This window comes from Micrococcus sp. TA1, assembly GCF_014199555.1.
Lineage (GTDB): Bacteria > Actinomycetota > Actinomycetes > Actinomycetales > Micrococcaceae > Citricoccus.
In genome coordinates, this window is the sequence record NZ_JACHNW010000002.1 from 86,604 (window position 1) to 108,017 (window position 21,414).

General features: G+C 67.9%; 20 protein-coding genes. 12 read left to right on the top strand and 8 right to left on the bottom strand.

Annotated features, from left to right (window positions below; all coding sequences use genetic code 11):
• Window positions 1–368: 368 nt before the first annotated feature.
• From GGQ69_RS11775 to GGQ69_RS11785, 3 genes are all read left to right on the top strand, one after another.
• Window positions 369–686 carry a hypothetical protein gene (locus GGQ69_RS11775; protein WP_183528764.1) on the top strand — a complete coding sequence of 106 codons (318 nt, stop codon included), beginning with the start codon at window positions 369–371 and terminating at the stop codon, window positions 684–686.
• 256 nt (window positions 687–942) lie between these two features.
• On the top strand, window positions 943–1,929 hold the full coding sequence (locus GGQ69_RS11780) for a diacylglycerol kinase family protein (protein WP_183528766.1): 987 nt from the start codon (window positions 943–945) through the stop codon (window positions 1,927–1,929).
• Window positions 1,930–2,234: 305 nt separating this feature from the next.
• Window positions 2,235–3,602, top strand: coding sequence for an AI-2E family transporter (locus tag GGQ69_RS11785; protein WP_183528769.1), 1,368 nt, complete (start codon window positions 2,235–2,237; stop codon window positions 3,600–3,602).
• Window positions 3,603–3,762: 160 nt separating this feature from the next.
• Here the strand turns inward: GGQ69_RS11785 and GGQ69_RS11790 are convergent, their stop codons facing one another.
• From GGQ69_RS11790 to GGQ69_RS11800, 3 genes are all read right to left on the bottom strand, one after another.
• The gene (locus tag GGQ69_RS11790; RefSeq protein ID WP_183528771.1) at window positions 3,763–4,239 is read right to left on the bottom strand and encodes a hypothetical protein; all 477 of its coding nucleotides are present in this window, start codon (window positions 4,237–4,239) and stop codon (window positions 3,763–3,765) included.
• A gap of 200 nt (window positions 4,240–4,439) precedes the next feature.
• Window positions 4,440–4,778 carry a hypothetical protein gene (locus tag GGQ69_RS11795; protein WP_183528773.1) on the bottom strand — a complete coding sequence of 113 codons (339 nt, stop codon included), beginning with the start codon at window positions 4,776–4,778 and terminating at the stop codon, window positions 4,440–4,442.
• 349 nt (window positions 4,779–5,127) lie between these two features.
• Window positions 5,128–5,598 (bottom strand): hypothetical protein, encoded by a 471-nt coding sequence (locus GGQ69_RS11800; RefSeq protein ID WP_183528775.1) that lies wholly within the window; start codon window positions 5,596–5,598, stop codon window positions 5,128–5,130.
• Between the two features lie 317 nt (window positions 5,599–5,915).
• On the opposite strand from GGQ69_RS11800, the gene GGQ69_RS11805 reads away from it, so the two are divergent.
• Complete coding sequence (locus GGQ69_RS11805) at window positions 5,916–6,092, top strand: hypothetical protein (RefSeq protein ID WP_183528777.1); 177 nt, start codon at window positions 5,916–5,918, stop codon at window positions 6,090–6,092.
• A 7-nt stretch (window positions 6,093–6,099) separates the two neighbouring features.
• Here GGQ69_RS11805 and GGQ69_RS11810 read toward each other — a convergent pair whose 3' ends face one another.
• Window positions 6,100–6,588 carry a hypothetical protein gene (locus tag GGQ69_RS11810; protein WP_183528779.1) on the bottom strand — a complete coding sequence of 163 codons (489 nt, stop codon included), beginning with the start codon at window positions 6,586–6,588 and terminating at the stop codon, window positions 6,100–6,102.
• A 130-nt stretch (window positions 6,589–6,718) separates the two neighbouring features.
• Between GGQ69_RS11810 and GGQ69_RS11815 the strand changes: the two genes are divergently transcribed.
• Window positions 6,719–7,911 (top strand): IS3 family transposase gene (locus GGQ69_RS11815; protein WP_183528781.1). Its coding sequence is split into 2 segments (ribosomal slippage): window positions 6,719–7,003 and window positions 7,006–7,911, totalling 1,191 coding nucleotides; the frame shifts between segments, so codons are not numbered across the junction.
• A gap of 406 nt (window positions 7,912–8,317) precedes the next feature.
• On the opposite strand, the gene GGQ69_RS11820 is transcribed toward GGQ69_RS11815, so the two are convergent.
• Window positions 8,318–9,094 (bottom strand): FCD domain-containing protein, encoded by a 777-nt coding sequence (locus GGQ69_RS11820; RefSeq protein ID WP_183528783.1) that lies wholly within the window; start codon window positions 9,092–9,094, stop codon window positions 8,318–8,320.
• 104 nt (window positions 9,095–9,198) lie between these two features.
• A complete protein-coding gene (locus GGQ69_RS11825) occupies window positions 9,199–10,995 on the bottom strand; it encodes an L-lactate permease (RefSeq protein ID WP_370577172.1) in 1,797 nt (598 codons plus the stop codon).
• 397 nt (window positions 10,996–11,392) lie between these two features.
• On the opposite strand from GGQ69_RS11825, the gene GGQ69_RS11830 reads away from it, so the two are divergent.
• The 6 genes from GGQ69_RS11830 to whiA all read left to right on the top strand — a co-directional run bounded on the left by GGQ69_RS11830 (window position 11,393) and on the right by whiA (window position 16,710).
• Window positions 11,393–12,292 (top strand): (Fe-S)-binding protein, encoded by a 900-nt coding sequence (locus GGQ69_RS11830; protein WP_137772478.1) that lies wholly within the window; start codon window positions 11,393–11,395, stop codon window positions 12,290–12,292.
• Complete coding sequence (locus GGQ69_RS11835; protein WP_183528787.1) at window positions 12,289–14,022, top strand: lactate utilization protein B; 1,734 nt, start codon at window positions 12,289–12,291, stop codon at window positions 14,020–14,022. The genes GGQ69_RS11830 and GGQ69_RS11835 overlap by 4 nt, the downstream gene beginning before the upstream one ends.
• On the top strand, window positions 14,019–14,660 hold the full coding sequence (locus GGQ69_RS11840; protein ID WP_183528789.1) for an LUD domain-containing protein: 642 nt from the start codon (window positions 14,019–14,021) through the stop codon (window positions 14,658–14,660). Before GGQ69_RS11835 ends, GGQ69_RS11840 begins: the two co-directional genes overlap by 4 nt.
• Before the next feature lie 213 nt (window positions 14,661–14,873).
• Window positions 14,874–15,035 (top strand): hypothetical protein, encoded by a 162-nt coding sequence (locus GGQ69_RS11845; protein ID WP_183528791.1) that lies wholly within the window; start codon window positions 14,874–14,876, stop codon window positions 15,033–15,035.
• Between the two features lie 125 nt (window positions 15,036–15,160).
• The gene (locus GGQ69_RS11850) at window positions 15,161–15,703 is read left to right on the top strand and encodes a hypothetical protein (RefSeq protein ID WP_183528793.1); all 543 of its coding nucleotides are present in this window, start codon (window positions 15,161–15,163) and stop codon (window positions 15,701–15,703) included.
• 86 nt (window positions 15,704–15,789) lie between these two features.
• The gene (whiA, locus tag GGQ69_RS11855; protein WP_183528802.1) at window positions 15,790–16,710 is read left to right on the top strand and encodes a DNA-binding protein WhiA; all 921 of its coding nucleotides are present in this window, start codon (window positions 15,790–15,792) and stop codon (window positions 16,708–16,710) included.
• 265 nt (window positions 16,711–16,975) lie between these two features.
• Here the strand turns inward: whiA and GGQ69_RS11860 are convergent, their stop codons facing one another.
• On the bottom strand, window positions 16,976–17,515 hold the full coding sequence (locus tag GGQ69_RS11860; RefSeq protein WP_183528804.1) for a hypothetical protein: 540 nt from the start codon (window positions 17,513–17,515) through the stop codon (window positions 16,976–16,978).
• Window positions 17,516–17,814: 299 nt separating this feature from the next.
• On the opposite strand from GGQ69_RS11860, the gene GGQ69_RS11865 reads away from it, so the two are divergent.
• Window positions 17,815–19,048 (top strand): IS3 family transposase gene (locus GGQ69_RS11865; RefSeq protein ID WP_370577173.1). Its coding sequence is split into 2 segments (ribosomal slippage): window positions 17,815–18,096 and window positions 18,098–19,048, totalling 1,233 coding nucleotides; the frame shifts between segments, so codons are not numbered across the junction.
• Window positions 19,049–19,405: 357 nt separating this feature from the next.
• Here the strand turns inward: GGQ69_RS11865 and GGQ69_RS11870 are convergent.
• Window positions 19,406–21,352, bottom strand: coding sequence for a glycoside hydrolase family 15 protein (locus tag GGQ69_RS11870; RefSeq protein WP_221243755.1), 1,947 nt, complete (start codon window positions 21,350–21,352; stop codon window positions 19,406–19,408).
• Window positions 21,353–21,414: the final 62 nt, after the last annotated feature.

Genomic DNA, 21,414 nt, shown 5'->3' on the forward strand with positions numbered 1-21,414 from the left:
ATTTTCGTAGGGGTAGCCGAGGAACTCACCGCACTGCCAAACATGGATCTCAGCGTGCCCCGGCAACTCAAAGCACCACCCCTTGCATCGCCACCACCAACCGTTCCGAAACGGGATCCCTCGCTGGGACGGTCCTGGCGAAAGGCTTCTTAGTTCCTCGCGGGACCGGTGGAGGTTCCTCTAACGGGCAGGCTGGCACGCGTGGACAGCGCCGCCAACAGGCGACCAAAGAAGACCGCCATTGTGCGATCAAATCCTTAATGCGGTGTTACCGTGCCAGTTGTTCCGTGGCGGCTGCGGCGAGGCCGAGGGCCGGAGCGCGGGGCTGGACTGGTGCATCTGGGACCTGGCGTGAGCACACTGGGGGCATGCATAGTTCCGAGTTCCTCATGACCGCGGACCTGGCCTTGGCGGCCAGGGCACTGGCCCAAGTCTCCGGGGCCTATGTGGCCGACCGCGCCGGGCTTGACCCTGGACGGTTACAGGCGTTCGAGCGGGGTAGTGCCGATCTGGCGATCGGAGAGAAAATGCGGCTGCAACGGGCTCTGGAAGACTGCGGAGTCGTGTTCATCCCCGAGGATGACCAGTCCGGTTATGGCGTGCGGCACCGGTTGACCCGCGCCAAGATGAACCGATTGGAGAACTGGGAGAACGAGGGCGGCCCCGCCTCCGAGCATGACGTCTAGCGCCGGTTCTGATCGGCCGGGTCCGACCGTGAGTCTGGACGCCTGCACCAGCGGTGTCTCAGGCGTTCACATCGAGCTACCCGTGCCGTGTTTGCGCACCGTTTCCTGGTTACGGCCTGTTCGACACGGTTATTCGTGACCTGACGCCCCGCCGCGATCATCACCGCGACGCTGACCCACGGGCATCCGGGCCCGCCCCATCTAACGGGTCGGGGGGAGGGGCTGGAGCTTGAGTTCTCGGGACTACGCTTCCTTCATGGGATCACCCGGGGCCGCCGCCGTTCATGCCGCGATCGTTTACAATCCGGTCGGCAGGCTTCCGCTGGACCGGGTGCGGGGGGCCGTCGAAATCCAGGAGCACCGTCATGGTTGGGGCCGGTCTCGGTGGTACCGGACGAGTCGGGAGGACTCCGGGCGGAGCGCAGCACAACAAGCCCTGGCGGGCGAGCCAGCGGTGGTCATCGTCGTCGGCGGGGACGGGACCGTACGAACGGTCGCCGAGGTCTTGCACGGTAGTGGAACGCCGCTGGCGTTGCTGGCGGCGGGCACCGGGAACCTGTTGGCTCGGAACCTGGGGCTGCCGCGGGGGGATATTGACGCCTCGGTTCGGGCGGCATTCGGCGGGGTGGGCCGTCGGGTCGATGTGGGGGTTGCCGAGCTGGAGGACGAGGCCGGGCACCGCAGCAGTCGGGTGTTTTTGGTCATGGCCGGGATTGGGCTGGATGCCCAGATGGCGGCGGACACCAGCGCGGTGGCCAAGCGACGCCTGGGCTGGTTGGCCTATGTGGATCCGATCGCGAAGTCGATCCTCCGTAATCGGTTGTTCCAGTTGCGGTTCCGGGTCGATGGCGGGGGCGTGCGCTCTGCCCGGGCGCACACGATCATCGTGGGCAACTGTGGCACGCTCACCGGCAGCATGCTCTTGTTGCCGGCCGCCAAGGTGGACGACGGGGTTCTGGACATGGTCATCCTGCGCCCCAAGGGCCGGTTCGGGTGGGCCCGGATCGGCACCCGCCTGGCGCTCCAGGGGGTGGCCCACCGGTCCCGGTTCGGCCGGGCCATGCTGGTGCTGGCCCCAGACCTACAGGCCCTGGCCTATGCCCAAGGACGGGATTTCGCGGTCCGCTTCGAGGTCCCCCACCGCGTGCAGCTCGACGGGGACAGCTTCGGCACGATCGTCGCCGCCCGGATTACCGTTCGTCCGGCTGCCCTGCAGGTCTGCACCGCGAACACAGAACCCTGATCTGCCCCAGGCGCGGGGATGCCACGGTGCCCGGGTCGTTCTCGGTCAGCGGCCCGGCCCGGTCCTACCCCGATGTCCTGCGGGCGGTAGATGCTCGGCCCCAAAGAGCCGCACCAAGCCGGGCAGGCATACCGTTGGTGAGGGGCGGTGGATGGTCAGAGTCGTCGTGCCGGAGGGGTATGGGCGGTGAGGATTAGCGGTGGTGTGAACGGCTGACATGCGTGCTGGGGGGCGCCTATTGTCGGGGCAGGTTCCGTTGATGGCTGTGGCACCGCCGAGTGCTGCCCCACCCTCAGGAGTATTCGATGGGCGCTTCTTCCTCCTCCGATGCCCGACCTGCCGACGAAGGCGCGTCGGACCGCGGGGCTGCGGCCCGTCCCACGCCGGTCGAGGCGATCCAGGGTGCGCGCGCCCACGACGACGCCGCGCACGCGGTGGCCCCGGTTCTCGGGGTCTGGGCGGACGCCCTGGGTCGGGCCGGGTCCCGGGCGGCCCAGACGCTGCTAATCGCCGCGGTCGTGGTGGGCGTGGTCTGGGTGTTGCTGCGGGTAACGCTGGTGGTGATCGCCCTGCTGGTCGCGCTGATCCTGGCCGCGGCGGTGGCACCGGCCGTCAAGTGGCTCGAGCGCCGGGGCTGGTCAGACCTGCTGGCCACCCTGGCCGCGTTCCTGGGGATCCTGGTTTTGGTCGGTGGGGTGCTCACCGGCATCGTGTTCTCCGTGCGCAGCGAGTGGGACACCCTCACCACCCAGGCCGTGGAGGGCTGGGAGGAGCTGCAGCGGTTCGTCACCGCCGGACCGGTGCCCATCGACACCGCCGCCATCGACGAGGCCGCCCGCCAAGTAGGGCAGTTCCTGTCCAGCGGGGCGGCCGCCAGTGGGGCGATCAGCGGGATCTCCGCGGCCACCCAGGTCATCACCGGGGCGGTGCTGGTCATCGTCATCCTGTTCTTCTTCCTCAAGGACGGGGAAACGATGTGGAACTTTTTGTTGCGCTGGACCCGGGGGGAACGCCGGGCCAAGCTGGCCGAGTCCATCGACCGGGGCTCGGAGGTCCTCGGCGGCTACGTGCGCGGCACCGCCGCGATCGCCCTAGCCGATGGCATCCTCATCGGCGCCTTCCTGGTGATCTTCCGGGTGCCCCTGGCCCTGCCCCTGGCCGTGATCGCCTTCGTCACCGCCTTCATCCCCGTGATCGGGGCAACCATCGCCGGGGCCCTGGCCGCCCTGGTCGCTCTGGTGACCAACGGCCCGCTCATCGCCCTGGCGCTGATCGCCTGGGTCATCATCGTCAATCAGATCGAGGGCAACATCCTGCAACCGATCATCATGGGGCGCACCCTGAGCCTGCACCCACTGTTGATCCTGCTGGCCTTGACCGTGGGCACCATCGTGGGCGGGATCTTCGGGGCCATCCTGGCCGTACCGTACACCGCGGTGACCTGGGCCATCCTCCAGGTCTGGGCCACCGGCTACCAGGCCGGCCCCGACCCGGTCCTCGGGGCAGACCCGCTGGATCCCAAGGACCAGATGCGGGACAAGGCCACCCTCGCCCAGCGCTTCCGATACCAGCGCATGCGCCTGCAACACCGCCGCGGCGCCCGCCTCGGGGCCACCGAACAGGACACGACCGGGACCAACCCCACGGACAAGACCGACACCGAACACCCCTGACCTCACACCACGCCGCGCCACCGGTGAGGACCCGGCGCCGCGATCACGGCCATACGCTGAGGTTCGCGCTGGATCACTGGTCGTCATGCAGAGCGTCCCCGTGCCGCAGCTGCGGCACGGGCCCTCTAACTGTCCTCGGCTTCCCGGAGTTCGGCCCGGCTCATGCGATGATGCCGCCTTGGTTCTGCCACCAGGCGGCCAGGTCTTCGCGCACGGGCCGGGACATCAGCTCCGCGGCCCGCTTTTCTGCATCCAGCACCGCCGCCCGCACCGATTCCCACACGACCTGGTCGCTCTTCTTGCCCGCCTCGATCCAGCCCGGCGAGACCTGCTCGCGGCGGGCATCGGCGGCCTGGATGGCCGGATCCCCCGACGCCTTACGCAGGTTCTCATAATCTTGCATCAGCTTCTGCGGGCGTTCGGACTCACTCAGAAGCTGGGCCGCGAAAACGATCCCGGTTCCGGTCTTGGTCCCGTGGCGCAGGGCAAGGGCCACCACGTCGGCATGGCGGTGCTCGCTCTGGACGGGGCGCCACTCCAGCAGGTCCAGGTCAATGCCTTCCCGCGCCAAATCGACCAGGGACGCATCGGTATCGGACCACATCAACTCGCTGCCCGGCTGGACTCGATAAAGCATCGTCGGCTCCGATCAGATTGGTGCAGTGAGCCTACCCGCGCCTCGGGCCGATAGATAGGTGCCCACGGGAGCGCCGTCCCACTCACCGAACACCTTATCGCGGCACTTTCGCAATACCGGCGTGCGAGGCCCGGGCAGAGGATGCCCCGCTCAGCGCTATTGCTAACGAGGCCCGGGGGACCCTGCTGGCCGGTGATGCCCTATTCCTTGATCTCACGCACGGGCTTACCGGCGTGCGTGTCCCACACCGACGGGGCACGGTGCACGATGCCGTCCGCGACCGTCTGGAGGCGGATGAAAAGAGCCAGAGGCGGGACTGGGTGGGGCCGGCCGGTCACTGCGGACCACAACACGGATTCAAAGGGTGTGGCTGGGCGAAGCGTGCCGGAGGGCACATCGAGGTCGGCGGTCTTCTGGGCCTCTTCGGCCACGAAGAACGGGCAGTGTCCCACGTGCCGGCACGTCAGCGGGCCGGCCGGGTGCTCGTCCAAGAGCGGCCCGGCACATCCGGGACAGACGGCGACGGAGTTCTCAGTCATCGGGTCTCCTTACGTCCTCGGAGCAGCGTGCAGGGCCCCACGGCCGGCCGGCCCGGAAGTTACGGGCCGGAGCTGGGAAAAATCCATCAGGAGCGACCCAGACGAACCGGTGGGACAGGAACGGGGCTTCATGATCTTCTCCGTCCTCCTTGAGTGGACAGTCTGCGCCATGATGCAGGCCCAAGTAACCCCTGCCCTCAGCCGCGCCGGCGTCATTTTCAAGAGTCGACGGCACTCAAACCAGAAATGGCCTTCACTGATCGCCGAATGACTTCCACACTGCGCCGTAACAGGATCGTCATACGGGGTGAAGAACGGCCCTGAGCGCAGCGCTTTCCTGTTCGGATGACTACTTGGTGGGTTCCAGCATCAGCCGGTAGGGCAGGTTGGTGATCTCGATGCCCTCATCGGTCTGGTGCACGGTGAGTTGACCTTCGAGGGTGGCGACGGCCTTGTCTTTCACGGCCTGGGCTTGTGCGCCGCACCCTTCCGCGGACTCCACGTCGGTCTTCACGGTGGTCCAGACGTCTCCGTCGACGGCCGTGATCTCGAAACCGGGGTTATTGCAGACGTGGCCGGGCCGGATGACGCCGCCGACGAGGGTGTCTGGCAGGTCCACGTCCGTCCACCCGGTGATGTCGACGGGTTCGTTGTCCTTGGTGAGGGACTGGACCTGGTAGGTGATCGACGGCTCGGCGATCGGTTGGTCGGTCGTCGGGGGCGCAGTGCCCATCTTCGGTTCCCCGGGGCCGCAACCGGTGAGCACGAGCAGGGCACCGACGACCAGGATGCTCGCGGCTTCACGTCCTCTGGTCCTCATCGGGTGTCCCTTGTCGATCAGTGGCCGATGCTGTGGTTCCTGAGCGTACCGGTCATATGCGAAGGTGCGCGGTGGCTCAGCCACCGGTGCCGACGCCTTGTCACCGGACCCCACCGGCGCGGCCTGTGCCCACAACTTCGGCGTCACCTCGGGCGTCGGCATGATCCTCAGGATCAGCGGGCCAGCTGCCAGGCAGAGCCGGCCCCTGGGGCGAGTGATTGTTGAGAGGGGTAGACGGCCTCGGCCTCGGTCTCCCGCGCGCTGATACCTATGCTGGCGGCATGAGGTGGCGGAGGCGTGGGCGCCGGGTGTGGATCGTGCAGCAGGACGAAACGCCTGACAATGTCGTCTTGGGGGTGTTCGACGACCCGGGTGACGCCGATGAGTTCGCGGAAGCGATCCAGGACGAGTTTCCCGGGCGTGTCATCATCGAGCAGTTCCCCATCGGCTACAAGTACACCGACGGCTCGGCCCGGTATTCCGATTTCTCATAACCATGGTCTACCGATGTGGTTTGAAGATGGCGCCCGTCAACGGTGCAACGGCGAACCACTCGGAGTTATCTGCGTCAGGAGCAATTGCAGCATTGTCGGATCTCTGCTGCTCCGCGATCAGAGCCGCTTCTAGCTCTCCGAAGGCAGCGGCGGCTCGAGGATTGAGGCCCGAGCGCGCCCCACGGAACCTGTGCGGTGGGACACCCGGTTCGTAGGAGCTGAACTGGACTTCGTAGCCGTCACCCAGTTCATCTGCCACCCGTTGGGCCAGACGGTTGCCTTCCGCGGTGAACTGGCGGGCCAGTTCTGCTGACTTCCAGTCTTCGTCGGGCGTCAGTGAGTCGTAGTAGGACTGTTCCCAATCCTCTAGTTCTCGTACCAGCCCTTCAGTGAGGCCGGATTCGTCGTACGGCACGGGCTCACCGAACCACAGAACGGTATCGGCGTAGTCCGGGAACATCCGCACCATAGGAGGCTGACCGTCGCTGTCGTTCATATCGCGACGCTACTACGAGGGGATGCAAACGAGCTGTGCCTCAAGAGGTGCTCCGGTGACCGGGACTGCTGCACGAATAGGTGACATCTGATCTGTGACGCCGTGAGGCGTCACTGGAAGGATGTACACCGTGCCCAAGCCCCATCCCCAGGAGTTCCGCGACGACGTCGTGAACGTCGCCCGCAACCGTGAACCCGGCCAGACCATCAAGCAGATCGCCGCGGATTTCGGCATCGCGGAGTCTTGCCTGCGCAACTGGATGCGCCAGGCCGACGTCGAGGACGGTGCCCGGCCCGGATCGACCGCCGCCGAGAACGCCGAGCTGCGCGAGGCCCAGAAACGCATCCGGCTGCTGGAGCAGGAGAACGAGGTGCTGCGCCGGGCCGCGGCCTACCTGTCGCAGGCCAACCTGCCGTCAAAAGGCTCTACCCGCTCGTGAAGGAGCTCGCCGCCGACGGGGTGCCCGTCACGGTGACGTGCCGGGTCCTGAAGCTCTCCCGCCAGCCCTACTACCGCTGGCTCGCCACCCCGGTCACCGCCGCCGAACTCACCGAGGCCTACCGCGCCAACGCCCTGTTCGACGCCCACACCGATGACCGGGAGTTCGGCTACCGGTACCTGGTCGAGGAAGCACGGGATGCCGGTGAGTCGATGGCCGAGCGCACCGCCTGGCGGATCTGCTCGACCAACGGCTGGTGGTCTGCGTTCGGCAAGAAGCGCGGCAAGAACGGCACCAAGCCCGGTCCGCCGGTCCACGACGACCGGTGCGCCTACCTCGACGAGCACGGCGTGACCCGTCACCGGTTCACCGCCGAGAGGCCGAACGAGTTGTGGCTGTCCGACATCACCGAACACCGCACCGGTCAGGGCAAGCTCTACCTCTGCGCGATCAAGGACGTGTACTCCAACCGGATCGTGGGCTACTCCATCAGCGACCGGATGAAATCCCGGCTCGCGGTCGCGGCGCTGAACAACGCCGTCGCCCGCCGCGGTGAGGTGGCCGGCTGCATCGTTCACACGGACCGAGGGTCTCAATTTCGATCCCGGAAATTCGTGCGCGCCCTGCACCGCCACGCCATGGTCGGTTCCATGGGCCGGGTCGGGGCGGCCGGCGATAACGCCGCGATGGAGAGCTTCTTCGCGCTCCTGCAGAAGAACGTCCTGGATCGCCGCCCCTGGACCACCCGCCAGGAGCTACGGCTCGCGATCGTCACCTGGATCGAGCGGACCTACCACCGACGCCGCCGGCAAGCATCCCTGGGCCGCTTGACCCCCATCGAATACGAGACCATCATGACCACACCGGCCGCTCAGGCAGCCTGACCCACCCTGTCACCTATCGGTGCAGCAGTCCCACCTGCTGTCAGGTTCAGAAGTGGGCTTCACTAATGTCAGAAGCGCGCTGCACTCGATTCCCCCGTCGTCTCCGCGTCGATGAGTAGTCATCGACAGCGACCTTGATCAGTCCGGCTTCACGCCGGTGGGATGCTCGGTCCAGCCTTGTTCTTGTTAGCCGGTTCTGTCACACGGTCCGGCCCGGCGAGCCCGTTGAGATCTGGTTCGTCGAAGGTCACTGATGTCGCGGGCTGCGCGCGGGAGCTTTGCCTCGACGGGGTGCCTTCTCCTAGCAGGGAGGAGCGAGCCCCGGGCCTTTCCATTCTCTCCGGTCAGGCCTTAGCGGTGTCTGACTTGGGTGCTGGTTTTGGGGTGGTCCTGGAGGGATGAAGCGTTAGGAACGCTGTGCGGCGCCTGCCGTGCCCGTCGGAGCAGGGGTGGCCTGGTCGTCGGTGCCGTTGTGGTCTTCGCTGAGGCTGTAGAACCAGGTGATGTGGTGGTGTAGGGCGTCGGCGGCGTCGTGGCCGCGTCGGTCTCGGAAGGCTTCCAGGATGGTTTTGTGCTGGTCTTGAAGGGTGCACCGTACGTCGGTCCAGTTGGGTAGGCCTGCGACGGTTTCCTGGACGTAGCTGATGGTGGCCTGGCGGAGGGAGTCCATGATGGTTTCGACCACCACGTTTCCGGCCAGGGAGCTGAGCAGGGTGTGGAACTGGGAGTCGTGTTCGTGGAACCACCCGGAAGGCAGATCCGGGTCATCCATGGTCTGGAGCAGTTCAGCGGCCTGGTTCAGGATTTCTGACCGCTGATCGGAGTCTGGGGCGGCGGCTGCGTCGAGGGCCGACTGGGTTTCCAGCAGGAGTCGTGTTTGGACGATGTCCTGGACGGGCAGGGAGCGGGTGGCGATGTGCATGCGCAGCGCCCAACCCAGGGCCTTGGAGGGTTCGGAGATGACCACGGCGCCGGCGGTGGGTCCGGAGCCGGTGGCCGAGCGCACCAGGCCCATGGCGTCGAGGATGCGGACGGCTTCGCGGACGGAGGCGCGGGAGATCCCGAATTGTTCGGCGAGGTGGCGCTCTCCGGGCAGTTTGTCGCCCACGCTGAGGTGTCCGGTGCGCAGTTGGGCCTCTATCCAGTCGAGGACCAGGGTGTAGGCGGCGGGGGCTGATGGCACGGACGGCTCCTGGGGTAAAGGGGTAGGACCTCATTCTAGAGAGGCTCACCGATCCCCGGACCGTGGGCTGGTCTGGCCCACGGTCCGGGGATGGGCCCGCGGGTTTAGGTCCTCACCCGCTCGGTCCGGAGCGGGGCGGGGGTGTTGTGCCGCATCATCCACCACGCGACTAGGGCCAGCCCGGCCAGCAGCAGGATGAGCATGATGGTCCCGGGGTTGGCCCCGAGGCCGTGGATGAACAGGTAGGCCACCACACCGCCGGCCAGGCAGTAGTAGGTGGTGACCAGGATGGTCTGGCGCAGCAGGTCACCCTCTCGGCCCAGGAGGCCGACGGTGGCGGAGGCGGCGACGATGTTGTGGATGGAGATGGGGTTGCCGCCGGCGCCACCGACGGCCTGGGCGGCCACGACGAGTTCGGGTTGGGGCACGCCGATCTGGACGCCGGTGGAGAACTGGAACTGGGAGAAGGTCAGGTTCGAGACGGTGTTCGATCCGGCAACGAAGGCGCCCAGGGCCCCGATCCAGGGTGCCAGCAGCGGCCAGGCGCCCCCCGAGATCGCCGCGGCCCCTTCGGCGAGGGTGACCGGCATGCTGGACAGTCCCGAGGCGTTCAGTTCCGGGCCGGACTGGATGAGTACCCGCACCAGGGGCAGGGCGAAGAGCAGGGCCACGGCGGTGCCGGCCAGCTGGCGACCCGAGACCTTCAGGGTGCGCAGGACCTGTTGGCCGTTCATGCGGTGCAGTAGGTAGGCGAATACCGCGGAGAGGATCAGCAGCAGGGCCGGAGAGTAGAACGGTTCGATGCGGGTGCTGACCCCGGTGCCGAGGATGTTCTCCACAGGGATGGCCAGGCTGCGCAGGAACTCGGTCACGGGGGTGACGATCCGGGTGATCACCAGCAGTGCGGCGAGCAGGGCGTAGGGCGCCCAGGCCCGGACCAGGCTCATCTTCCGGGACACCGGCGGGACCTTCTCGGGGTCCAGGGTCCCGGTCCAGCGCCCGACCCAGGAGTCCCGGGGGCCAAAGTCGAAGTGGTCCTTGGGCATCAAAAAGCCCTTGCTGGAGGTGAACATCACCAGCGCCAGGCCGATCAGCCCGCCGAACAGGGACGGGAACTCCGGGCCGAGGAAGCGGGCCACGAGGGTGTAGGGCACGGTCATGGCCAGGGAGGCGTAGATCGCGAAGGGCCACACGGCCAGCCCGTCGCGGAAGCGGCGCTCGGGTCCGAAGAACCCGGTGAGCAGGCAGACCAGGATCAGCGGGATGAGGATGCCCACGATCGCGTGCATGACCGCCACGGAGAACCCGATCGAGTCAACGAACTCCGGCATGCTCAGCCCGAGCACGCTCGCCCGTTCGCTTACCGCCGGGTCACCGCCCAGCCCGTTGGCCACCCCGACCAGGATGGGGGTGCCGACCGCCCCGAAGCTCACCGGGGTGGACTGGACGATCAACCCGACCATGACGGCGGCCATCGCGGGAAAGCCCATCGCCAGCAGCAGCGGGGCCACGACCGCGGCCGTGGTGCCGAACCCGGAGGCGCCCTCGATGAAGCTGCCGAAGAGCCAGCCGATGATGATCGCCTGGACCCGCCGGTCCGAGGAGATGTTGTCGAACCCGGCCCGGATGGTGGCCATCGCCCCGCCCACGGTCAGGGCCGAGAGCAACAGCAGGGCCCCGAAGACGATGTACAGCAGGGTCAGGGCCACGATGAGCCCCTCGATGGAGGCGGCGATCACCCCGGCCGGACTCATCTGCCAGACGGTCAGCGCGATGGCCACGACCGCCACATACCCCACGGGCATGGCGTACTTCGCGGGCCAGCGGAATCCGGCCAACAGCACGCCCACCAACAGCAGGGGCAGCAGCGCTAGAAGGCTCAGCACAGCGAGATTGTCCACGAGGGGTGTCCTTTCTGGGGGACAGGATCTGGCGGGGCCCGCCATCGAGACGCAATGCCTCGACGCCGGCCGGCAGGGGTTGCAGCGAGGGGTTCCCGACACCGCCCCGGCTGTGGTCGGACCACAGTGGTCAGGCCACATAAGTTATATGAGGTGCATCACACCGGTCAACCCCCACCGGCGCGGCGCACCGTCGGGCGGGCCACCGGACACCCCATCCCGCCCCTCGTTGGGCGCCACCCCCGGGCAGCACCCGGACACTCGGGCGGGCATCTAAGGGGGCGCTCGAACCGGACGCCGGAAGGGGGTGTGGTTGTGCGGTGCCTCACACTGCCCTACAGTGGTCAGACCACACGGTCTGTTGGGCCGTCCAGCACTGCTCCCCGACGGAGGTCGCATGAGAATCGCCTTGTTCGCCACGTGCATCGTGGACGCGATGTACCCGCGGGTCGCTCTGGCGACCGTGCGGGTCCTGGAGCGGCTGGGCCACGAGGTGGTGTTCCCGCCCGGGCAGGGGTGTTGTTCGCAGATGCACGTCAACAGCGGCTACCTACAGGACGCGCTGCCGGTGGTGCGCAACCACGTGAAGGCCTTCAGTGCCGCGGACTACGACGTCGCGGTGGCGCCCTCGGGGTCCTGTGTGGCCTCCCTGGGGCACCAGCAACCGATGGTCGCCCGGGCCGGCGGGGACGAGGACCTGGCTCGGCGGGCCGAGGCGGTGGCCGGGACCACTTATGAGCTCTCCCAATTGCTGGTGGACGTGCTCGGGGTGTCCGATGCCGCCGAGCAGCTGGGGTCGTGGTTCCCGCACACGGTGACGTATCACCCGTCCTGCCATGGGATGCGGTTGCTGCGCCTGGGTGACCGGCAGAAGGACCTGGTGCGTTCGGTGGCCGGGGTGGAGTTCACCGAGTTGCCCGACGCCGAGGAGTGTTGCGGGTTCGGCGGCACGTTCTCGTTCAAGAACCCGGATGTGTCCGCGGCGATGGCCGAGGAGAAAATCGGCAACATCACCGCCACCGGCGCCCAGGTCTGCACCGGTGGGGACGCCTCCTGCCTGATGCACCTGGGCGGGGCGATCTCCCGCACCGGTGCGGGGGTGGCCACCGTGCACTTCGCCGAGATCCTGGCCTCCACCCGGCAGAACCCGCTGGAGGTGACCGGGCCGGTGGAGCTGTCCATCCCCGGCCCGACCGGACGACGCCACCGGACCCAAGCCGCCGCCGGTTCGGCCGCCGGTTCGGCCAGTAGTGATGCCCCCGCGGCCGTGGCCGCCGATTCAGGAGAGAGCCGATGAGCCGCACCGCCCTCGGGATGCCCGCCGTCCGCCCCGTGCACGGGCAGGGGAACCTGCACGCCGAGACCGCCTTCCCGGCCGCGGCCCGGACCGAGATGGGCAATACCCAGATGCGGGCCAACATCCGCCACGCCACCCACACGATCCGCGGCAAGCGCGCCAACGTGGTCAACGAGCTCCCGGACTGGCAGGCGCTGCGCTCGGCCGGCTCTGCCCTCAAGGAGTCGGTGATGGCGAACCTGCCCGAGCTGTTGGAGCAGTTCGAGGCCAACGTCACCGCCCGCGGCGGCACCGTGCACTGGGCCCGGGACGCCGCCGAGGCCAACCGGATCATCACGAACCTGGTCCAGGCCACCGGCAGCACCGAGGCCATCAAGATCAAATCCATGGCCACCGCGGAGATCGACCTGGAACGCCACCTGGCCGAACACGGGATCATCGCCACCGAAACGGACCTGGCCGAACTGATCGTCCAGCTGGGCCACGATCGCTCCTCTCACATCCTGGTCCCGGCCATCCACAAGAACCGCCACGAGATCCGCGAGATCTTCCTGCGGGAGATGACCGAGACCGACGAGACCCTCACCTCCGAACCGCGCGACCTGGCCGAGGCAGCCCGCGCCCACCTGCGCGAGAAGTTCCTCTCGACCAAGGTCGCGATCTCCGGGGCGAACTTCGGGGTCGCCGAGACCGGCACGCTGACCGTGGTGGAGTCCGAGGGCAACGGACGGATGTGCCTGACCCTGCCCGAGACGCTGATCACCGTGATGGGCATCGAGAAACTCGTCCCCACCTTCGCCGACCTGGAGGTCTACCTGCAGTTGCTGCCTCGGTCCTCCACGGGTGAGCGGATGAACCCCTACACCTCGATGTGGACCGGTGTCACCCCCGGGGACGGGCCCCAGGACGTGCACGTGGTGCTGCTGGACAACGGCCGCTCCGCGGTGCTCTCGGACCCGGCCGGCCGCTCGGCGCTACACTGCATCCGTTGCTCGGCCTGCCTGAACGTGTGCCCGGTCTACGAACAGGCCGGCGGACACGCCTACGGCTCGACCTACCCCGGCCCGATCGGGGCGATCCTCTCGCCCCAGCTGACCGGTATCACCTCCGCGGAGAACGCCTCCCTGCCGTACGCCTCGACCCTGTGCGGGGCCTGCTACGACGTGTGCCCGGTCAAGATCAACATCCCCGAGATCCTCGTGCACCTGCGCGACGAGGACGTGCGCACCAAGCACGGCCAGCGCCCCACCGCCGACGCGGTCCCCACCGAAGACGGCGCCACCGCCGCCCTTCAGACTCCGGCCGGCCCCCAAGCCACCGCCGAGAACACCGACGGTGGCCGCAGCACCGGATCGGCGTCGGGACCGGCCCCGGGCCGGGTGCGCCGGTTGTTCCAGCGGCTGCCGCACCCGCCGTCCGAGATGGACCTGATGATGAAGGGCGCCTCGATGGTGATGTCCTCCGGACGGCGCATGGCCCTGGCCGAAAAGGCCCTGCCCCTAGGCCGGGCCGTGGCCGGCCACGACCGACGCATCAGCTGGCTGCCCGGCATGGCGGGTGGCTGGACCGACGTCCGCGACATCCCGGCGCCACCCCGGGAGTCGTTCCGCAACTGGTGGGCCCAGCACGCCGATGAAACACAAGACCGGGTCCGTGCGGACGGGGTGGTGCCCGGCACCGGCCCCGGTCAGCCCGCCGGCCCGCGCCAGTCCGAGGAGGATGACCGATGAGCACGGAAGCAAAGACCGAGATCCTGGCCCGCATCCGTGGCGCCCTGGCCGACCAGCCCGCCGCCCCGAAGGTGGAACGCACCTACCGGACCGTCTCAGACCGGCCCGCCGCGGAGGTCCTGGAGATGCTCGAGGACCGGCTCGTCGACTACAAGGCCACGGTCCACCACGAGAGCGTGGAGACCCTGCCGGGCCGCATCGACGAGCTGCTGGGCTCATCTGCCCGCTACGTGGTTCCGACCGGACTGGAGGCGTCCTGGCTGCCGGCCGACACCGACACCCGCCAGGCGGTCTGGGAGTCCACGGATGAACGCGGACGGGTGCTCGGGGTCCGGGAACTCAACGCCGTGGACGCAGTGGTCACCTCCTCCACGGTCACCTGCGCCGAGACCGGCACGATCTTCCTCACCGCCCGCTCGGACGAGGGGCGCCGGGCCATCAGCCTGGTCCCGGACCACCACATCTGCGTGGTTCCGGCCGCATCGGTGGTGGAGCTGATCCCCGAGGCCCTGGCCCGGGTCGAGCCCACCGCGCCGATCACCATGATCTCCGGGCCCTCGGCGACCTCAGATATCGAACTCGAACGCGTCGAGGGCGTCCACGGCCCCCGCCGGCTGGACGTCATCCTGCTCGGCTAAAATCTCCCGGCCCCACCGGGCCGCCGTAACCTGCTGGCCGCCGGTCCCTGCCGGAGCGCCGGGGCCTGGCGGTCGGTGGCCTGACCGCGGGGGGTCGATCACCGGGGGACCTCACCGCGCCCCTAGACCGGGGGGCGCCCGGTCCTCTTGTACCTTTGGACCACTCCGTGCCTCCTCCCGAGGTTCGCACGGCAGCGAAACGGAGTGATGTTCATGGTCCAGAAGATCCTGGTGGCCAACCGGGGCGAGATCGCCATCGGCGTGTTCCGGGTGGCGGTCGAGCTCGGAGGCCCGAGGTGTGGGGTTCGCCAAGGGGTGTTGTCGTGGGTCGGGTTGGATGAAGCGGGCATATCGCTCAGCGTGGGGGACCGGTAGCGTGAGACAGAGCCCCGATGACGCCCGAGTTGGTCACCGAGGATGCGGTGCGCGATGGGTTCTCGGGCCAGGATGTCTTGAGGGGCCCAAGACGTCATCCGCCGCCCACCAGAGGAGGTTCGATTATGAATCCCACCACTGCCCGCGCCGCCGTGCGAGGCCTCACCGGTCTGGGACTGGCAGCCACACTGACGGTGAGGGCTACCGGGTGCAGTGTCGTCAATGAGCAGGCCACCCTCGACGTGTACGCTCCCTCGGACGGGATCATCGCGAACGTCGGGGATGCCGAGCTGCGCAACCTCCTGCTGGTCTCCAAGGCCCCGTCCTCGGAGGCCCGCTTCCTGGGCTCGGCGTTCAACGACTCCGACGAGCCCCTGGGGGTGGTCATCACCATCGAGGGCACGAGCACGCCCCTGAACGAGCCCGCCGGTGAGCGCCTCGAGCTCGGCGAGCCGCAGAACGAGCACATCATCCCGGACACCGGCACCTTCCCCTGCGGCCTGGCCGAGGCCACCATTCAGGCCGGAGACGCCAGCCAGGATGATCAGATCCCCGTGCTGGACGGCACCCTGGAACACTACCGGCCGTACGTGCCCGGAGGCTGGGACCCGGCCACCCTCGACCACCTCTACACCACCCCTGCCGCACCGGCAGGCGCAGCACACTGAATGCGGGCCCCCCGATGACCGATGCCCACGGGGCGCGGCGTTCCAGGACAGGCACCCCACGCGGGGCGAGGGGACCGGGCCTGGGCATGACCGCGCTCGTGAAGGAGGAACTGGCCCGAACGGGGCTGGGGCCGCTGGCGGAGTGCAGGGCCGAGATCGCGGCGATGCTGCGCTTCGGCGGTGCCTTGCAGCTGGTCTCCGGCCGCATGGTCGTCACCGCGGACCTGGACCGGATCGTCACGGCCCGCCGACTGCGCGCGGGGTTAGCAGGGGCCTACGGGGTTGACAGCGAGATCTCCGCACACTCCGGCACCGTGCACCGCGGTGGCGGTTACACGGTCCGGGTGGATCCGGGCGGGACGGACCTGACCCGTCAGACAGGACTGGTAGACGCCCGAGGCCGCCCGATCCGAGGCCTGCCGGCGGGGCTGGTCCAGGGTTCTGTGGAACAGTTACGGGCCCTGTGGCGCGGCGCCTTCCTCGCCCACGGCTCGATGGACGCAACCGGCCGTGCGATCGCGCTGAGGGTCGACTGCCCGACCATGGAGGCGGCCCTGGCCCTGGTGGGTGCCGCCCGACGGCTCGGCCTCCCGGCAGAGGCCCAAGACCTCCGGGACACCACCCGGGTGAGGATCCGCGAGGCCCACGCCATCCGCTCGCTCCTGGACCAGATGGGCGCCAAGCACGCGGCCCGCACCTGGGACCAGCACCAGGCGGCTCGACCCGCCCGGTTCACCGCACCTCAACGCGCGAGCATCAGCGACGCGAACGCCCAGCGCTCGGCCCGGGCCGCGGCCGCCACCGCGGACCGTGTCGGACGGGCCCTGCAGGTCCTGGGCGACGGCGTCCCGGAGCACCTGCGCCGGGCTGGTGAGCTGCGGATCGCATACCGTCAGGCCTCCCTGGACGAACTCGGACGGCTCGCCGAGCCACCCCTGAGCAAGGACGCGATCGCCGGCCGGATCCGTCGACTGCTGAATCTGGCCGACAAACAACCGGACCCCTGAGGAACCGAGACCCAAGACACCCCAATGAAAGCGGTGTGACAGCCCGAGGTCGGTCGGCGAAAACGCTCAGGGCTTGATTCGAAGCAAAGAATGCTCAGACATGGACTGCACTAACCCTCAGGTGCAATCGCTACACAGTCCGCAAGGGCATCGCGGGTCGGACGCGATGATTCCTCTACTGGGGTGGCCGCTGCGGAAAACCCAGTCAACCCTGTAGAGCCAACCCGGTGGGCGGCAGTTCGACCGGGCAGTGCTGTTTGCGAATCTAGTGCTCGTCGTCCTGGGGTGCGGCGGGCCGGGTGTAGAGGTGCTCGACGGTGTCTGGGTTCCAACCTCCCGGCACGTAGGGTCGGTAGGTCTCCAGGGTTCCGTCCAGCACCGGGATCTGATCATTCTGGCTGGCGTCACCGGCCTGAATGGTGGCCTCGGCCAGGCCGCCGGGGAAGGTGCCGGTATCCGGGATGATGTGTTCGTTCTCGGGCTCGCCGAGTTCGAGGCGCTCACCGGCGGGCACGGTCAACCGCGTGCTCGTGCCCTCGATGGTGATGACCACCTCCAGGGGCTCGTCGGAGTCGTTGAACACCGAGCCCAGGAAGCGGCCCTCCGAAGAGGGGGCTTTGGACACCAACAGTAGGTTGAGCAGTTCGGCGTCCCCGGCCTGCACCTCGATCCCGTCCGACGGGGCGTACTCAAAGATGGTGGCCTGCGGATTGACGGAACTACACGCGGTGGTGCCCACCAGAGCCGCGGCCGCCAAGCCGGCGGCGATGCGGCGGCCGATGGCCTTCGGTGCGGTGGGATTCATGATCGGGCCTCCTCGGGTGAGAGATGATGATGAGGATGATGGGCGGATGGACTGTTGGCAGACTGCTGCCTGCTCATTCTCGCCAGACACCGGGCGGCCTCAGGCTATCGGGCCGCCGAAACGGTGAAAACAGCTCGTGAACCGGCCCCGGACATGACCGTGCCGACCCGCTCGGGACGGAGCCCCACGGTATGGACTGCCCGACGCTGTCGGCCATGCCGGACTCAATCATGCTGAGCCGGAATACGGTTTGAAGCGCCCTGGGTTTCGTTCCGAGTCTCACGAAGGAGAATCGGTACATGCCCAAGAAGTTCACCCCTGAGTTCCGCGACCGAGCGGTGCGGATGGTCTTCGACCGCCAAGCCACGGAAGGTGGTCCTCGTGCGGCTTCGATCCGTGTCGTGGCACAATCCCTGGGCTGTGGCCCGGAAACCCTGCGGAACTGGTGCCAGCGAGCCCAGGATTCAGCACGTCCAGCGGAAGCATCACCGGGTGAGACCCCGGAGGAAGAGCTCCGGCGTTTGCGTCGGGAGCTGACCGAGGCCAGGCGTGCCAACGAGATCCTGAAGAAGGCCTCGGCGTAATCCGTGCGCGGAACAACGTCCGCCCCACGACGAGATGATCCGGTTCATCGACGAACACAAGGATCAGTTCGGGGTCGAGGCCATCTGCCGCACCCTGGGTGCGACGGAGTGTGGGTTCATCACCTCCCGCGGCTACCGCGCCGCGAGGACCCGTCCGGCCTCGGCGCGGAGCCTGCGCGATGCGGTCCTGGCCGAGGAACTGCGGCGGATCCACGCCGAGAACTACGGCGTCTACGGATACCGCAAGATGTGGCATGCCATGCGCCGGGCCGGCTGGGATCTCGGCCGTGACCAGGTCGCCCGGCTGATGAAAGCCGCCGGCCTGCAGGGCGTACGGCGAGGCCGCCGGCCGGTCACCACCAGGCCCGCCGTCGAGCCGGATCACCGTCCGGACCTGGTCAAGCGACAGTTCGCCGCGCAGGCACCGAACCGGCTGTGGGTCGCTGACATCACTTACGTGCGGATCTTGACTGGCTTCTGCTACGTCGCGTTCATCACCGATGCCTGCACCCGGAAGATCGTCGGTTGGGCCGTGGCGGCCACCCTGCACACACAGTCCCTGCCGCTGCAGGCCCTGGAGCACGCGCTGCTGAGCACCGATGCCAGCCTGCGGGACGGACGCCTGGTCCATCACTCGGATCGGGGTGTGCAGTACGTCAGTCTGGCCTACACCGAGACGTTGGCGGTCTACGGTGTCACCGCGTCGGTCGGGTCCGTCGGGGATTCGTATGACAATGCCCTCGCTGAAGCCGTGAATGGCCTCTACAAGGCCGAGATCATCCACAGCTGTCGGGTCTGGCCCTCGGTCACCGCCGTGGAGATGGCCACGATGGACTGGGTGCAGTGGTGGAACACCCGCCGACTGCACGAGAGCCTCGACTACCGGACCCCGGCAGAAGTCGAAGCCTCATACACTCAACACCTGACAGCCGCGCCCGCGGTGGTCTAACCACAGAACGAAACCCAGGGCGCTTCAGTTCACCAGTACCTGCACGGGCACGGAGCAACCTGGAGGAGCACAGGGGCTTGGCTCCGGCTCTGCTTCGGAACCGCCACCCAGGTATGCCCGGGCATACTGCACAAACCGCTCCGGAGAGGGGTCGGCTACCGAGACATGGGACAACATGTAGCGATAACCATCCAAGGCCTGAGAGGCAATCCGAGGACTCAGGGGGTCCGGCACGGCAGCGCCGGAGCGCCAACTGAGCGCCTCGCCAAACATTCCGTTCCCGCAGAGAAGTCTCGGGTCGCGGCAAACGGTGCTCTTCGATAAGTTCGGGGTGCCTCCCCGAGCATTCAAGGTGACTCAGGGGTTATCGCAGGTCTGGGATCTTGGACGGTCCGGTGTAGCGAGGTCGTGTTTGCCGGTGGCTTCTTCGAGGGCGTCGGTGGCGCGGATGAAGCCGAGGTGGCTGAAGGCCTGCGGGAAGTTCCCGGCCAGGCGGTCGCTGGCAGGGTCGTATTCTTCGGCGTAGAGCCCGAGGTCGGTGGCGTGGCCGGTGAGCCGGTCGAGCAGCTCGCTCGCCTCATTTACCCGGCCGGTGCGGGCGTACTGCTCGACCAGCCAGAACGAGCAGATCAGGAAGGGGTACTCGTCTCCGGGCAGCCCGTCGAGGCCGGCTTCAGTGCGATATCGGCGCACCAGCCCGGAGTTGTCCACGAGGTCCTGCTCGATGCGGGCCACGGTGCCGAGCATCCGCGGATCGTCATAGGCCACCAGGCCGGTGTGGGGCAGTTGCAGCAGGGAGGCATCGACCTCGGTGGTGGCGTAGGTCTGGGTGAAGCAGTTCAGGTCCTCATTGAACCCGTGCTCCAGGATCTCCTCGCGCAGGTTCTCCCGGAGCTCCCGCCACCGGTCCACCGGCCCGTCCAGGCCGTGTTCGTCCAGGGCTCGGATTCCTTCGTTGAACGCGGCCCACATCATGGCCCGGCCGTGGACGAAGAATCCCGGGGCTCCGCGCATCTCCCAGATTCCGTGGCCGGGGCGATCGTAGTTCTCTGCGCAGAAGTGCAGCAGGTTCTTCTGCAGGCCCCAGGAGTACTCATCCTCGGGTACCCCGGCGTCGCGCAGGGCGGCCAGGGCGATCATCACCTCCCCCACGACGTCGGCCTGGTATTGGTCGGCGGCCTCATTCCCCACACGCACTGGTCGGGAGTGTTCGTACCCGGTCAGGTGGTCCAGGACGGTCTCGGGCAGCTGGCGTTCTCCGGCGATCCCGTACATGATCTGCAAATCCTGTGGGTCTCCGGCCACGGCCCGCAACAGCCAACCGCGCCAGTGCAGGGCGCCCTCGGTGAAGTCGTGGCCGATGAGCGTCTCAATGGTCAGGGCCGCGTCCCGCAACCAGGTGTAGCGGTAGTCCCAGTTCCGGGCCCCGCCGAAGTCCTCGGGCAGCGAGGTGGTGGCCGCGGCCACGATGCCCCCGGTGGCCCGATGGGTCAACGCGCGCAACACCATCAAGGACCGCAGCACCATCTCGTCGTGGCGGTCGTGGACTTCCACGTGTTCTGACCAGTCCCGCCAGTACGCGATCGTGCGTTCCCGCGCCTGGGCCGGGTCCACCGGGATCGGTGGGTACCGGTGGGATTCGTGCCAAGACAGCACCCACTCCCGGGTGTCACCGGCCTGCAGATCGAACGCCCCGGTGAGCCGGTCGGCCACCGCGCCCTGGTAGTCATCCGGGTGGCCCTGCGGGGAGGCCTCGTGACGGTCCTCCATGCCTTCTTGCGGTTCGCTGCCCTGGTCTTCGTGAGGGTGCAACAGGGGCCCGGTCAGCAGCAGCGCGTCGGGCCCCGCCACCGAGAGCAGTCCTTGCCGATCCGTGCCGTGGAGATCGACCCGCCGGGTCCACGGTTTGGCCCGGTTGTAGTCGAAACGGATCCGCAGGTCATGCTCGATCTGAACCGTCCCGGAAAGACACTGCACCTGTCGTACCAGATCAGCCTGGCCGTCACTGGGCGGCATGAAATCGGTGACCACCGCGACCCCGGTGGCACTGCGCCACGTGGTCTCCAGCACGAAGGTGCGGGGCAGGTACCGCCGGGAGACCACCTCCCCGCCAACAGCGGACAGTCGCCACCGCCCGTCCTCCTCGGTACCCAGCAGGGCGGCGAACACTGAGGGAGAATCGAAGCGGGGGAAGCACAGCCAGTCGATGCTGCCCTCCCGGGACACCAGCGGCCCGGTGCGCAGATCGGACAGGAGTGCGTAGTCCTCCAGAGGGGTGGAGCCACGCTCGAGGTCCTGAGCCATGGCCCCATTGAACCAGCCGCCGTGTCGGGACATCCAGCCGCCGCGGGAGTAGCGTGCTACGG

Excerpts from the sequence above, each read along its gene's own strand:
- GGQ69_RS11775 (WP_183528764.1), top strand. The coding sequence starts at position 369 with ATGCATAGTTCCGAGTTCCTCATGACCGCGGACCTGGCCTTGGCGGCC.
- GGQ69_RS11800 (WP_183528775.1), bottom strand. The coding sequence starts at position 5,598 with ATGAGGACCAGAGGACGTGAAGCCGCGAGCATCCTGGTCGTCGGTGCC.
- GGQ69_RS11850 (WP_183528793.1), top strand. The coding sequence starts at position 15,161 with ATGAATCCCACCACTGCCCGCGCCGCCGTGCGAGGCCTCACCGGTCTG.
- GGQ69_RS11810 (WP_183528779.1), bottom strand. The coding sequence starts at position 6,588 with ATGAACGACAGCGACGGTCAGCCTCCTATGGTGCGGATGTTCCCGGAC.
- GGQ69_RS11785 (WP_183528769.1), top strand. The coding sequence starts at position 2,235 with ATGGGCGCTTCTTCCTCCTCCGATGCCCGACCTGCCGACGAAGGCGCG.
- GGQ69_RS11780 (WP_183528766.1), top strand. The coding sequence starts at position 943 with ATGGGATCACCCGGGGCCGCCGCCGTTCATGCCGCGATCGTTTACAAT.
- whiA (WP_183528802.1), top strand. The coding sequence starts at position 15,790 with ATGACCGCGCTCGTGAAGGAGGAACTGGCCCGAACGGGGCTGGGGCCG.
- GGQ69_RS11870 (WP_221243755.1), bottom strand. The coding sequence starts at position 21,352 with ATGGCTCAGGACCTCGAGCGTGGCTCCACCCCTCTGGAGGACTACGCA.
- GGQ69_RS11795 (WP_183528773.1), bottom strand. The coding sequence starts at position 4,778 with ATGACTGAGAACTCCGTCGCCGTCTGTCCCGGATGTGCCGGGCCGCTC.
- GGQ69_RS11845 (WP_183528791.1), top strand. The coding sequence starts at position 14,874 with ATGGTCCAGAAGATCCTGGTGGCCAACCGGGGCGAGATCGCCATCGGC.
- GGQ69_RS11830 (WP_137772478.1), top strand. The coding sequence starts at position 11,393 with ATGAGAATCGCCTTGTTCGCCACGTGCATCGTGGACGCGATGTACCCG.
- GGQ69_RS11840 (WP_183528789.1), top strand. The coding sequence starts at position 14,019 with ATGAGCACGGAAGCAAAGACCGAGATCCTGGCCCGCATCCGTGGCGCC.
- GGQ69_RS11860 (WP_183528804.1), bottom strand. The coding sequence starts at position 17,515 with ATGAATCCCACCGCACCGAAGGCCATCGGCCGCCGCATCGCCGCCGGC.
- GGQ69_RS11835 (WP_183528787.1), top strand. The coding sequence starts at position 12,289 with ATGAGCCGCACCGCCCTCGGGATGCCCGCCGTCCGCCCCGTGCACGGG.
- GGQ69_RS11790 (WP_183528771.1), bottom strand. The coding sequence starts at position 4,239 with ATGCTTTATCGAGTCCAGCCGGGCAGCGAGTTGATGTGGTCCGATACC.